Origin of the sequence: Candidatus Competibacter denitrificans Run_A_D11 (assembly GCF_001051235.1) — a bacterium.
Lineage (GTDB): Bacteria > Pseudomonadota > Gammaproteobacteria > Competibacterales > Competibacteraceae > Competibacter_A > Competibacter_A denitrificans.
On record NZ_CBTJ020000018.1, the window covers coordinates 1 to 12466 of the forward strand.

At 64.0% G+C, this 12466-nt stretch carries 11 protein-coding genes; 4 read left to right on the plus strand and 7 right to left on the minus strand.

Features of this window, described 5'->3' with window-relative positions:
- Window positions 1-222: hypothetical protein (locus BN873_RS20680; protein ID WP_206778870.1), on the plus strand; the 222-nt coding region annotated here is incomplete at its 5' end.
- Between the two features lie 188 nt (window positions 223-410).
- On the opposite strand, the gene BN873_RS01935 is transcribed toward BN873_RS20680, so the two are convergent.
- The 7 genes from BN873_RS01935 to BN873_RS01965 all read right to left on the minus strand — a co-directional run bounded on the left by BN873_RS01935 (window position 411) and on the right by BN873_RS01965 (window position 9435).
- Window positions 411-1214 carry a ParB/RepB/Spo0J family partition protein gene (locus BN873_RS01935; RefSeq protein WP_048670292.1) on the minus strand — a complete coding sequence of 268 codons (804 nt, stop codon included), beginning with the start codon at window positions 1212-1214 and terminating at the stop codon, window positions 411-413.
- 13 nt (window positions 1215-1227) lie between these two features.
- Complete coding sequence (locus BN873_RS01940) at window positions 1228-2061, minus strand: TniB family NTP-binding protein (protein WP_242434350.1); 834 nt, start codon at window positions 2059-2061, stop codon at window positions 1228-1230.
- Window positions 2062-2132: 71 nt separating this feature from the next.
- The gene (locus tag BN873_RS01945) at window positions 2133-3860 is read right to left on the minus strand and encodes a Mu transposase C-terminal domain-containing protein (RefSeq protein ID WP_053085209.1); all 1728 of its coding nucleotides are present in this window, start codon (window positions 3858-3860) and stop codon (window positions 2133-2135) included.
- A complete protein-coding gene (locus tag BN873_RS21115) occupies window positions 3847-4401 on the minus strand; it encodes a TnsA endonuclease N-terminal domain-containing protein (RefSeq protein WP_374727149.1) in 555 nt (184 codons plus the stop codon). The genes BN873_RS01945 and BN873_RS21115 overlap by 14 nt, the downstream gene beginning before the upstream one ends.
- 30 nt (window positions 4402-4431) lie before the next feature.
- The gene (locus tag BN873_RS01955) at window positions 4432-5565 is read right to left on the minus strand and encodes an ISAs1 family transposase (RefSeq protein ID WP_048670294.1); all 1134 of its coding nucleotides are present in this window, start codon (window positions 5563-5565) and stop codon (window positions 4432-4434) included.
- Window positions 5566-6235: 670 nt separating this feature from the next.
- Window positions 6236-8494 carry a phage/plasmid primase, P4 family gene (locus BN873_RS01960; protein WP_048670295.1) on the minus strand — a complete coding sequence of 753 codons (2259 nt, stop codon included), beginning with the start codon at window positions 8492-8494 and terminating at the stop codon, window positions 6236-6238.
- A gap of 500 nt (window positions 8495-8994) precedes the next feature.
- On the minus strand, window positions 8995-9435 hold the full coding sequence (locus tag BN873_RS01965) for a hypothetical protein (RefSeq protein ID WP_048670296.1): 441 nt from the start codon (window positions 9433-9435) through the stop codon (window positions 8995-8997).
- A 566-nt stretch (window positions 9436-10001) separates the two neighbouring features.
- Between BN873_RS01965 and BN873_RS01970 the strand changes: the two genes are divergently transcribed.
- The 3 genes from BN873_RS01970 to BN873_RS01980 form a co-directional block, all read left to right on the plus strand.
- Window positions 10002-11027 carry a hypothetical protein gene (locus BN873_RS01970; RefSeq protein WP_139031631.1) on the plus strand — a complete coding sequence of 342 codons (1026 nt, stop codon included), beginning with the start codon at window positions 10002-10004 and terminating at the stop codon, window positions 11025-11027.
- Between the two features lie 215 nt (window positions 11028-11242).
- A complete protein-coding gene (locus BN873_RS01975; protein WP_048670298.1) occupies window positions 11243-12127 on the plus strand; it encodes an ABC transporter substrate-binding protein in 885 nt (294 codons plus the stop codon).
- Window positions 12121-12466, plus strand: a 346-nt coding sequence (locus tag BN873_RS01980) for a hypothetical protein (RefSeq protein WP_048670299.1), incomplete at its 3' end; no start/stop codon positions are given. The genes BN873_RS01975 and BN873_RS01980, both read left to right, overlap by 7 nt.

Consider the following 12466-nt stretch of genomic DNA (forward strand, 5'->3'; position numbering starts at 1 on the left):
GCGGCCGGGCGCCGGTCTCGGCCCCTGGTGCCCGCGCGCCGCCCGCTCGTGTTCCGCCTTGCGGGCGGCCTTGGCCTCGCGGTTGCGCCGTTCGATCTCGCGCTGCTGGCGGTGCTTATCCTCCCGCTTCTTGTGGGTCCGCACCCGTTCGACCTTGGCTTGCCCGCTGTCATCTCCAGAAGTCGTTGCGACTTTTCACAGAAGTCGTTGCGACTGATGTGAAATGCGCAATCATCTCCAGAAGTCGTTGCGACTTTTCACAGAAGTCGTTGCGACTGAATCGGGACGAGGCCCAGTCATTGCGCCCCGCCCAGCTTGATCAACCCGAATTCAGCCGAGCCGCAGTCCGACCTCAAAGGTTGCGAGGTTGCCGAACGTACGTGGCGGATCCCGCCGCGTTGACCCCGGCCTCAGCCCCCGTCGTCGCGATAGCCGAGTCGTTCGAGCAGGCCATCGAGAACGTCCAGATTACTGAAGGCGAGGATCAAGCGCCCGGACCTGGCCCGAGCATACTCCAGGGTGACCGGGACTCCGAGTTGTTCGGACAACCGATCTTCGAACCGCGCGTGATCGGGATCGCGAGGGTCGGCGTTAAACGCGACGGTGGCCGGGTCGCGGGGATCGCGGCGAATTTGGCGCATCAAGGCTTCGACTTGCCGCACAGTCAGCCGCTCCAGGCGAATGCGGCGGGCCAGATGGAGCTGGCGTTTGGGTTCCAGCCCGACCAGGACTTTGGCCTGACCGACGGAAAGCGTCCCCTCGGCGATCCATTGTTGGACGGTGGGCTCCAGGCGCAGGAGGCGGAGCAAGTGCGACGCTACCGACCGCGTGTAGCCCAGGGCGGCGCCGGCGCGGGTGATGCTGAGGCCTTGCCGCACCCGTTGTTCCAGTGCGCGCGCTTCCTGGATCGGGTTCGACGGGACGCCTTCCAGGGGCAAGCTCTGTACCCGTCGGACCGCTGCATCGTCCAGGTCGTCACGGACGAACGCCGCCAAGGTCGACAGCCCGGCTTTCTGAGCCGCGAGCCATTGTTTCTCACCGGAAATGATCTCGTAGCGGGTGGGGTGAGTCGCCGGGAGCGAGCGGACGGTGACCGGGGCGACGAAACCCAGCGTCCGAACGATCTCGACCTCTTCGATGCTTGGCCAAGGTAGCGGCCGCGGCGGGCGCTGGGCGCTCAGGGACAGACGATCCAGTTCCAACTCAAGCCACATAGCGGCATTCCCGTCAATCCGCCAACTCGCTGGCCCGTCGGCGCTGAAGAGAAGGGGGGTCCCAATCCAGCTCGCGCAGCAGCGCGCAGTCGATCCGTTCCTGGCCCGAGCGGATCGCCGCCTCGGTGGCCAGGTTCAACACCGTCGCCAAGTCCCCAATGGTACCTTCGCTGAGCGCCAGCAATTCGGCGGCCACTTCCGGCGCGTGCAGGCGCGAAGGTTGGCGCAACGGCAGCAAGCGTTCGAAGCTGGCCAGCAGCTTGCGGTACTCGTCGTTCAAGGTCCACTTGGGTAGCGCCAACGGCCGGAACCGATTGGCCAGTTGCGGATCGGTTTGAATGGCGCGCAACGCGTCCGCGGTGCCCACGCCCACCAGGGGAATTTGCAGGTCGTTACCGAGGAATTTGAGCGTGTTGAGCACGATCCGCTGCGGTTCGAGGCGGCTGGCCAGCAGATGATGTAACTCATCGATGATCAGCATTTTCACCTTTAGATGACGCAGCAGCAGACGGGCCTGTGCCAGTTTGTGCCCGGCTGGGAGCCGCGACCGGTAGGGAGCTTGGACCTGTTCCAGCACTTCTTCGTAAAACCGGCCTTCATCGGGAACCGGCGGCATTTGCAGCGTGACGACCGGGCACAGGCGACGTTCGCCATCCTCGGCGAGAAGGGCGGGATAACGGTCGGCAAACTGCTGGACGATGCAGGTCTTGCCGTTGTTCGTGGGCCCGACCAGCAGCACGTTCGGCATGCGATGGGTGGGCGGATGGCGCATCAACGCTTCCAACCGGCTCAATGCCGTCTGCGCTTGGGTATAGCCGATCCAGCGGGGCTGCAACAGCCACGTCAAGCGTTCGTCCGGGCCGCGGTCGAGCTGAGCACGGGCGCTCGGGTCCAGATGCGAGCCGTCGGCGGCGGCGTTCATTCGCGCCGGCGACCGACATAACGGTCGGCAAAGGGGGTGATGGCCTCGGGAAGGCTGGCCCCGTCAACGTCCGGTCTCGCGGCGCAGCCGACCGATGGATCGAGGGGTTCTCGGTGTTGATGGTGGTCCCGCCGCTGGGCACGGCGCCGGTTTTGGGTGGCGTCGAGAGCCTGCGCTTCGATCTGGCGGAGACGCTCGTAACCGGCAAACAACGCCGCTTCGTCGATGCTGTGTCGGCCTTCGGCTTTGAGCCGACGCCGTACCTCGCGCAGTTCCCAGAGACTCATGCTCGGTGCCGCCAGCCGGCGGTAAGGGATGGGAAAATACTGCTTCAGTTCGGGATCGAAGAAAAAAACCGTGCTGATATCGCGCGGGTCCCGCCGCACGACGAAGGTGCGTGGCCGCTTCGCAGACCCCGGCTGCGCGGCGCGTATCCACGGCTTGAGGACGTCGTGGTAATAATAGATTTCGTCGATCCGCAGCCCGTAGGGTTGCACCGTCCGCTCCACGTAGGGAAGAAAATCGAGCCGTAGCCGTTCGGGATCAGCGGGTAGCGGCCGCAGGCCACAACCGAGTCGTTCGCCGTCCCCCAGGATGCCCTGTTGGTATTTTTTGAGTGGCGACATCCCGAGGCCCTGGTGGAGCTTCTGGTGATAGACCTGGGTGATGTAGACGGCCAGCCAGCGTTCGAGCTCGTCGAGCGTCATCGCGGCCTTTTGTGCCGACGGATAATCCCCGCGCTCGGCGGGATTGGAAAAGGTGGTGCCCGGTAAGGTATGGATGGCCTGGTTGAGCGTGCCGCACAGCCGTTCGATATGACCGCCGAAATGCGGTCGCCCGACCGGCCGCCAGTGCAGGTCGATGCCGTATTCGGCGCAGGCCCGCTGCAACATGGCACCCCGAAACTCCGGCGCGTTATCGACGTGGACGCAGTCCATCAGCCCGCCGATCGGCCAGGGGGCGTCGATCCCCTGCCGGGCCAGCCAAGTCTCCTTGGGCAGGATGGCCCGCGCCAGGCAGAGTCCCACCGACAGGGCGCAGGGCGGGTCCAGGGCGAGATAAAAACCAGCCACCCCCCGGCTGAACACATCGATGGCCACGGTCAAGGTGGGCCGACCGATCGGCAACCGTTGGCGGTCGTCGACCACCAGAACGTCCGCCGGGGTGTGGTCGATTTGGATCACCGCCAGCGGCCAGTCCGCGTTCGGAAACGCGCCCACGACCGGGTCGTAGCGATCCCGGGCCGCGCGGGTTCCTTCGCGTCGGCGCAGCCGGACCGAGCCGGCGATCCGGGCGATGCGCGCGCGCAGCGTGTTGATGTGCGGGGCCGCAACTTCAGCTTGATAGCAGCGCCGTCGCAGTTCCTGGTACGTGGCCGCCGCGCTCGGCTTCTGGGCCGTCAAGTAATGGTCGTCGATCACCGCGGTGATGAGCGCTTCCACAGGGTCGCTCAACCGGCTATCCCCGCACCCCCCCTTGGAATTGCCCGGCAACAAGGCCGAGCACTGCCCCGTCGCTTGGTAGCGGTCCAGCCAGCGATAGAGCGTGGCCCGATCCACCCCGGCCTGGCGGGCGCATTGCTCCACGTCCACCACCGAGCGCCGTTCGCTTTCCAGCAACGGACGAATCGCGGCGTAGCGCGCCTCCGCGATCCGCCAGTTCGCCTCGGAAACCGTGCTGAGATCGGGAGGAGCGGGTGCGACACCGTCTTCAGCGCGGGCCATCTTCGTCCTCGCCAGCATCCACGGGACTAGGGTTCGCCGGGCGTCGGGCACCGCCGTCGCCACGGTCGGTGCGTGCTCGGAGCACGCTGTACGGGGTCAGCAACCGATCGAGATCGACCCCAATCTGTTCGGTCGCCACCAGGTGCCACAAGGTGGCCAACGCCTCGGCGTACCGGAGAGGATTGAGACGGGCCAGCGCCAGCAGGGCGTCCGGCGTGGCCGTGCCGTGCGTCCGGAGCGCGGTCAACAAGGCATCGCGGTCCGTGTCGTCAACCCGCATTGGGCGGTAACGCAAAAGAAAACGGATGTTCCTGAGCCGCGGCGTGCGGATTTCCCGCTCCGTGACGACGCGGAATCGCCATCCCCGGTCGCGGGCATAGCGCCGGGCTGCCGTGAATTTAGGTCGGTACTCCGCACCGTGCTCGCGCAGATCGCTGCGATATTTGACCTCGCACAAGGCCGGCGGTCCACCGGGTTGGCCAGTCAGCACCGGCCGATAGCGGACCAGCACGTCGGGCGTGTAGCAGGGCCATCGCGCTATGGGGTGGCTGGGGTCAGCAGGGCAATCGCGCTATGGGGTAGCCGGGATAGGGGTACCCAACAAGAGGCGCAACCGGTACTCATCATTGAGGGCGGCGCGCAGTTTGCGGCGACGGATACTGTCGCGCGGGGAGCCGTTATGACGCAGCACATTCAGGGCGATGCGGCGAATCAGGGCCAAGTTCTCGGCCGAGTGATCATGGCGTGTCCGACCAGCATCTTCCCCAAACGGGACATCCAACACCCCGTGCTGTTGGTTTTCGATGCCCCAGTGACCACGCACGCTGGCAGCAAACCGTTCTTGATCCGCGAACGAACTGAGGAAATAGCGACCTTCGGTACTGATTTGATCGCCGATGATCCGGATGGACTCCACCCGGCCGACCGCTTGCAGCCCTGCCCAGTCCGGTTTCGCGTCGAGCCCGTCGATGTGGCCGCTCAGGGCAGAGCGCCGAATCTCAATGCGGCCATGGTCTTTCTCGACCGTTTCCTGGACCGGTAAGCGCCCGCCCGCGACTTCGGTATCGAGCCAGAGTTGGACCTCGACCTCTTCGCACAGGGTCGGATGATGATCTTTGAGGGCTAACACATAATCTGCTCCCCCGCTGACGATGGCCTGCGCGATGGTTTTCTGGCAACCCATCGCATCGGCGGACACCACCGCCCCGTGCAGATCGAGCAGGGCCAGCCGGTCGGGAATGGCCGTGATCTCGTTGGATTTCTCGGCGATGGCCTGTTGCGCTAACACCCAGCGGGCCTGCCCCGCAAATGCGCTCACGAGATGCACCGCCGGGTGCTCGCCGTCCCGACTCCCGCGCACGGCCTTGCCGTCCACGCAGACCTGCTCACCGGCTAAATCCGGGCGCGCCGCTGTCGCCCAGGCCGTGAACGCCGCGCGGAACGCCACCGGATCGATCCGCCCCAGCACGTCGCTCAAGGTGTCGTGCGAGGGAATGCCGTTGGGCAGATCCAAAAAGCCTCGCAGCCCGTCTTCCTTCTCCTCGGCAAAGTCCGCCATGCCCACCCAGTCCTCCACCCCGCTCAACACCGCGCACAGAACCATCATCAGAATATCCTGGAGTTTGTGGAGCTTGTTGCGCGTCTCGCGGCGCGGATCGGGCAGATCGGCGAAATACGGGCGCGGGTCGAGCAGTTGGGGCCGCATCAGTTCTCTCCAGTCGATGATCCGGATTTGGTGATCCCAGCAATCCGTCTCCTGTCAATCCCCCACTTAGCGCGATCGCCCTGCGTTGACCGTGCGTTTGTCGCTCTTGCTCATGGGTTCGGGTTAAGGTGGGGCGGGGTTAGGCACTTCAGGGGGCGAGCCGTTGGGAAATTGAGGCGAGTAACGATAGTGCCTTGATGGGCCGTGTTGCAACGGGCCTTCGGCGCGCTTCCCCGTGCCACCCCCGGTAAGTGCCGGATTGTCTCCATATCGGTCGGCGTGCGCCAGTTCCAGTAACCAACGCTACTGGACGGTCGCTAGCGGCGACTGAGAAGCTGTAAAAAACAAACAATCTTATAGTTTTTTATATAAATTATTTATTTTTAACTATTTTTAGTCATCATGACCTATTCCAAGTTAGAAGCGTAGCACCAAGCTTCAAGGTCATCGCTTGGGCCAAGTTAGACGTACACCTACACCTACACATTAACCTTTTTACAGGGTTGGGATGATTCTGGAGGATAGGGAGGGTAGGGAGGATAGGGAGGATAGGGAGGGTAGGGAGGGTAGGGAGGGTAGGGAGGGTAGGGAGGGTTATTCCGAAAAGTCCCTATAGAAGCTTTCTTAAGGGAACTTTCTGGAATAACTATCCCTACCCTCCCTACTATCCCTAATGCCCCCCACCGTCCAGAGCAATAAGTCCAATTCCCAATCGCTTGATTTTTCCTACGGTCTTTTTCAAATAAAATCCTTTATAAGTCATATATTTACCTAATTTTGTCTGACTCTCTTCCTTCACACCGTTTGCGGCGCACCAATCCCGGTAAGCGGCCCATAGCTGGCTCGACAACACTTCCGCGTTGCGATGAATAATGCAACACTCAGCGATAAACGGCCCAAACACATCCATTTCCTCGCGATAGGCTTGGGTTGCGGCCTGTACCTTGGCGGGTGGTTGCAGCCCGTTGCGTTGCCAATCCAGGCAGCCACGGATGGCCCAGTTCAGGATTCCCGGTAGTTCCGCTTCCAGCTTGTCGGCCAGGTCGAGGTCTTCGCGGCCTTTAAAACTCACCTCGAAGGGTACCAGCCGCACGCGCGACCAGATGGCGTCATCGGTGCCGCGGATTTCCGGTTTGTGGTTGCCGTACATCCACGGTTTGAACTGCGGTTTGAAGGTGAAGGCTTCCTGATAGAGGCGACGCCCTTCAATGGTGTCGCCGCCGGTGATGTCCTTGATCAACTGCTCATTGAGTCGGTGTTCTTCATCGACTTCGCTGGTGCAGACGAAGCGCGGCCCGGCTAAGGTCGCCGCCTTGCGCTGGTTATCCTCCGGGTTTTTCGACTTCATGAAGGTGTCGGCACCCACCTTGCGGCCGTAGCCATAACTGGATTCGCCGCAGTTACCGACCAGCTTCATGATGGCCTCCACCAGGGTGGTCTTGCCGTTTTTGCCGGTGTCGCCGTACAGGAAGAACAGGGCGCGTTCCTTGACCACGCCGGTCAGCGACCAACCGACTGCACGCTGAATGAAAGCCACCAGGGCGTCGTCGCCGGCAAACACTTGAGACAAAAACAAGAGCCACATCGGGCAGGTGGCGGCCGGGTCGTAAGTGATGGGAGCGATGAAGGTGATGCGGTCGGCAGGGTCGTGGGGACGCAATTGGCCGGTACGGAGGTCGACGGTGCCATTCTGGACGTTGAACAGCCAAGGATCGGCGTTGAGGTCGCCGTATTCGATCAGCAGCGCGTGTTTCGACAGCTTCAATCCTGCCGCGATGGTGCGTTCGTGCTCGGATTGCACCGCCCATTTCAGCAGGGCCTCGGCTTGGATCATGAGCGACTTGCGCCGGTCTTCATCCGCTTCATCGGCGGCGCGGCGGGCGAGGGTGGCGGATTCCCGGGCGATGAGGCGCGACAGACCGTCGACGAAGCCGGTGGCGATGGACCCTTCGCTGGTGGGATCGGGCCGCCAGAACTGGCCGGTCCAGAGCACCCAGCCGAGCCCGAGCGCATACCAAATGCGGCCTTGGTAGTAGTGGCGGATCCGGTGCGAGTTCGCCAGATGGGTGCAGGGGCTGACGGTCGGGGGACAGTAGACGGCCTCGGCCTGGCCGGTCGGGTTGCTCGGGCGAGCGGGCGCCGGGGCGGGAACGGGTGGCGCGGCGAACACCGGCGCGGTGGCCGCCAACGCCTGGAGTTCCTCCAGGGTGTGCCCCTGATTCAGCCAGTCGGACACGTCGCCCTTGGCGGGCAGTCCTGGCAGTTCCAGCCTCCGCACCTCGCCGACCTGACCTCGCAGTGCGTGGGCGATGTACGCCATATGCGCCCGGCCCGGCTCGTCATGGTCGGGGAGTAAAACGACGCGGGCGGCCCCGGCCAGTTGCGTGGTGTATTCCCGGCGCCACTTGGCTTTCTGGTCCGGTTTCGCGGCGCCTTCAATGTTGGTGGTGGCGATCAGGCCCCCGGCGGCGAGCCGGTCGCAATCCTTCTCGCCCTCCACCACGAAGACCGTAACGCCCTGGGCGATGGCCTGGCGAAGTTCGGGCAGGCGATAGAGCACGGCGGGACCGGGGCCGGCCTTGTAGATCCATTCCCCGGCGGGCCCGCGATGGCGAATACGGAAGTCCTTGGGGGCATAGCGGATTTTCTGGCGGACCTCAAGGCCGGCGGCATCCCGGTAGCAGTAGGTCGCCACGATCTGCCGCGGGCCGGTGGACGGCCCCGGGGTCAGGTCGAGAGCCGCGATAATGTGGTCGTAGGGACAGCCGGCGAAGCAGTGCAGCAACAGTCGGCCATTCATTTTGACCGACAGGGAGGGGTTGTGGTCCTCGTGGCAGGGGCAGCGGGCTTTGTAGGCATCGCCCGACTTCACCGGGCGATAGCCGGTGACCCGCTCCAGGGCGGTCAGCGCGTCGTCGAGCGAACTCATGACCGCCCCCGAAGCGCACACGGCGTCGCGGCGTCGAGGCGGGTGCTGAGAGCGAATGGCGGCGCGCACGGATCATGACCGCGGTGGCGGCCAGAAGCACGAGCGACGGCTTGCCGATGAGTGGGCGCCAGCAGGCCGGGCGCACACGCCGCCGGGGCGCCGGGTGCACCCTGATTCGACGTTCTGTCAGTATGGACTTTCATGCAATCCCCTTTTTAAAGGCGTACAGCCACCTTGCTGGGGTCTTGAAAGTCACTGCCAGTCCGCTATAATCAGAACCAGGTCATAGTTTCTGATTGTCGTCCTTAGCGGATCGACGGACGGCGACTTTCAAATGTTCCCAACGAACCCTCGCGCTCGAAACGCGGGGGTTTTGCGGTTTTCGGGTGGGCGATCTTTATCTTCGGCGGTCGTTGGACCTCATCAGTCGGTGTGCCCGGAGTGGGCATCGGGTGATGGTCTCCATTATAGCGGGTGAACGCCCCTGGGGCGCAATCCGCTCACGTCTCCCGCGCCCCCGCCGGATCCGCCCCCGGGGCGGTGGCGAGGCCCGGAGTCCCGTGGGGTGCCGTCAGGGTATTGTGGAGCAGGACGTCGGTCTCCCGCAGCATTTTGTCGAGATAAAACTGATCCTCATCCAACAGCCGTCGTTGCGCCTGCAACTGAGCGCCGAAGGTCACAAGCTGGCTTCGATGGTGAAGGAGGTCACGGGTGAGCATCTGGTTGTGCCAGCACTGGACCTGGGTCAGGCCGTGTTTGATCTGCGCGAGGGTGGGACGCGTGAGGAAGAGGTGAGCGCGGAACTGACGGGCGATGGCCTGCGGGGTGATCGGTCGACGGCGAGCGGCGAGCGCATCGGACGCTTCCAGTACGCCTAGCGCCACTTGAAACGCGAAATCCGGCGCGAACGTCGTCCCCGGTGGGTGGTGAGTAGACATCATGGCACCTCGGATGCGGTGGGGGTCAGGTCCTCACCGGTGTTACCGGTGGGGGCCGCCGGGTCCCCACCGGGGCGGCGGTTGATAATATCCCGGTGATCGTCGGTGCGTCGGCGGAGGCCGGACCCGCGCGGCGCCCACTTCGCCACCGGTCGAATCGTTCGGATCGTGTGCGTGCTGGCATGAGTTCTCCGTTAAAATATCTTTAATAATCAATATAATTGCTGATAAAGATTTCTTCCATACCTATCGTCAAGGGTTCGGACTGTTTTGATTTGATCAAACTCAGGAAAACGCCCCCGTGGGATTTAATAACGGGTACCGAGGCCCCGCCCTGGATCGATGCCCTCCCAGCGGTCCGAACTATGGAGAGGGGTTATCTGGTCAAAAATAGCCCGAGATAGGGTACCCCCACGCACGCTCCGATCCGGCATCGGGCTATCCCCGGTTTTTTTACGGGCGTGCTGCCCTATAGTAAAAGCGGAAAACGGATGAATTCAAGTTTTCGGAACGCTTTTTTAAAAAAATAATCTATAATCGGGAAAACCTTGTCACGAGGATGAGAGACCTTGTCCAGAAAACCCTTGCGAAAAGCGTCCGAGCGGGAGCGGACTGCCGAGCCTGCGGCGGTCCCGAACGCCGTTTCCGAACCCGATTTCCGCATTTTGGCGGACGCCGGCGGCGTCGTCACTGCGGAAATGTCGGTGGAGGCGTGGATTGCGCTCCCTAACCATCCGCACCAGCGCAATACCGCGCGCCACGCCCGGGCGGTGCATCTCAAGCAGGCCCGGGGGGCGACCGGCGCGGTGGCGAACCAACTGGCGCAGGTCGTCGCCGCGCGTCTCGACGGCGCGTACTACAAGGTGGACGGCCATACCCGCAGCTATTTGTGGGAGCAGGGCCAGCTGCCGCGCCCAGCCGTGCTGCGCGTCACGATTTATCCGGTCGCGTCCCGCGCGGAGCTGGACGCACTGTACGAGGTCTTCGATGCGTCCACGGCCGCCAAGACGCGCTACGATCAAGTCTACGGCGGTTTCCGGGAATGCGGGTTCCAGCCGCGGTCCAAGCGCCTCCGCCACGGTTTTTTGAACGACGCGCTGAACATCGCCCTGCGCGGCGGCATCCGCGGGCAGCAGAGCCGCGCCTTGCCCGAGGTCAACCTGTATCGGGCGGTCGCGGTGTTCCAACGCGAACTGGAGCTGCTCGACAGCATCGACCCGGAACCGCGGCCGTTCTATTCCGGAGTGGTGGCGGCGGCCCTGATCGGCTTGGCGCTGTATCCGCCGGAGCGGGTCCTCGACTTTTTCAAAAAGCTGCAAAACGGGGAGGGCAACCGGAAAGAGGGGCGCTCGGATCCGGTGGATGCCGTGTTGAACGTGATCCAGCAGATGACGTTGGAAAAACGGGCGGCGCAAACCGCGTTGCAAGCGGATTTGTGCGCCCGCACGCTGCGCGGCTTGGTGACCTGGTTGGCCGGACCCGAAACCCAGCGCAACCAATACTGGTTGAAGACCAGCATTCATGCGGTCCCTATGGAACCCCTCTTGGAACAGATCAAACTCAAGAAAGGCATTCGGGACGATCCGACGCTGTGAGGGCGCCAAGGGGCTGGCCGGGCGCTGCCATCCCGGATAAAGTGAGAGGGCATAGCCGCTCGTGCCCGGTGGTCGGGGCGGGCCTCCCACAACGATAACGACGCTTCCAGGGTTGGAAGGTAGTGACTGGCGACCCCTCTGTACTCCGCTTCTGGCGCCGCGCGGCGTCGTCGGGCCTGTCAATCGTCCTCCTGCTCGCGAGCGTGGCGGGCGGCGTGGCGAACGCCGACCCGCCGCGCGTGGTCGCGGTGCTCTACCCGGAGACCGACGCGCCCTACCGGCAGCTTTTCGCGGAAATTCTCGGTGGGATCGAACGGGGCTTGCCGGCAGAGACGGTTCGCGCGCACGCGCTGCCTGCCGCCCCGGATGCGGTCGCCCTGCGCCGCTGGCTCGATCAAGAAGCGCCGGTCGTCGTCGTCACCCTGGGCCGGGTGCCCACCGAAACCTACGAACACCTCGGCCGGAAAACCCCGCAGGTCATCGGCGCGCTGGACGCCTCCCCGCAAACCCGCCCGAACGTCGCGGGCGTCGGTCTCGCCGTCGATCCGGCTCTGCTGTTCGCCACGCTCCAACAGCTCGCGCCTGCCAAACGCCGCGTTTGGGTGGTCTTTAATCCCGCTTACGACCGTTGGCTGATGGATCTCGCCCGAACCGCGGCCACCGCCCGTGGTCTGGAATTGGAACCGCTGGAAGCGGGCGATCTGCGCGAGTCCGCCCGCCAGTTTCTGCACGTCCTTAAAACCGCCGATCCGACGACGGATGCCCTCTGGCTGGTGGCGGACGCCGGCATCATCGATTCCCAGACGATTCTGCCGCTGGTGATCGAGAAAAGCTGGCAGCGTCGCTTGCCGGTGTTTTCCAACAGCTTCGCGCACGTCAAGCGCGGGGTGCTGTTCGCGCTGTATCCCGACAACATTTCGTTGGGTCGCCGGTTGGCGGAGCTGTCCTTGCAAGCGTTGCGAACCCCGGATGCCCGAGCCGGCGTCGAGGTCTTGCGCGCGGTCAAGCGTGCGCTCAATCTCAAGGTGGTCGGCCATCTGGAACTCGACGTCCCTCCAGACATCGAGCGGCAATTCGATCTGGTGTTGCCCGTATGGTGAAGCGCCGAACGTCGATCCGGCGCGGGTTCGCGGCGGGCAGCTTTCGGCGCCAACTGGCCGTCCTCTCCAGCCTGGGTTTGTTGGGCCTCGCGCTGGCGATCGCGCTGGCGTCCAGCGGATTTTTGGCGTGGCGTCTCGAATCCCTGGCGCTGGCGTTCCTCGGCGAAGTGACCGGGCAGTTGGCGAACGAGAGCCGGCTGGTGTTTCTGGAATCGCCCGCTTCGGCGCTGGAGCGGGCCGCCCGGATCGCGGCCTTTCCCGGCGTGCGGCGGGCCGCGTTGCTCAAACCCGACGCGGAACCGTGGGTGACCTCGCCCGACGCGGGCCGCTGGCCGCGCG

What these genes read in the sequence shown, in the direction of transcription:
- BN873_RS01965 (WP_048670296.1), bottom strand. Translation starts at nt 9,435, where the DNA reads ATGATGTCTACTCACCACCCACCGGGGACGACGTTCGCGCCGGATTTC.
- BN873_RS01935 (WP_048670292.1), bottom strand. Translation starts at nt 1,214, where the DNA reads ATGTGGCTTGAGTTGGAACTGGATCGTCTGTCCCTGAGCGCCCAGCGC.
- BN873_RS01960 (WP_048670295.1), bottom strand. Translation starts at nt 8,494, where the DNA reads ATGAGTTCGCTCGACGACGCGCTGACCGCCCTGGAGCGGGTCACCGGC.
- BN873_RS01955 (WP_048670294.1), bottom strand. Translation starts at nt 5,565, where the DNA reads ATGCGGCCCCAACTGCTCGACCCGCGCCCGTATTTCGCCGATCTGCCC.
- BN873_RS01945 (WP_053085209.1), bottom strand. Translation starts at nt 3,860, where the DNA reads ATGGCCCGCGCTGAAGACGGTGTCGCACCCGCTCCTCCCGATCTCAGC.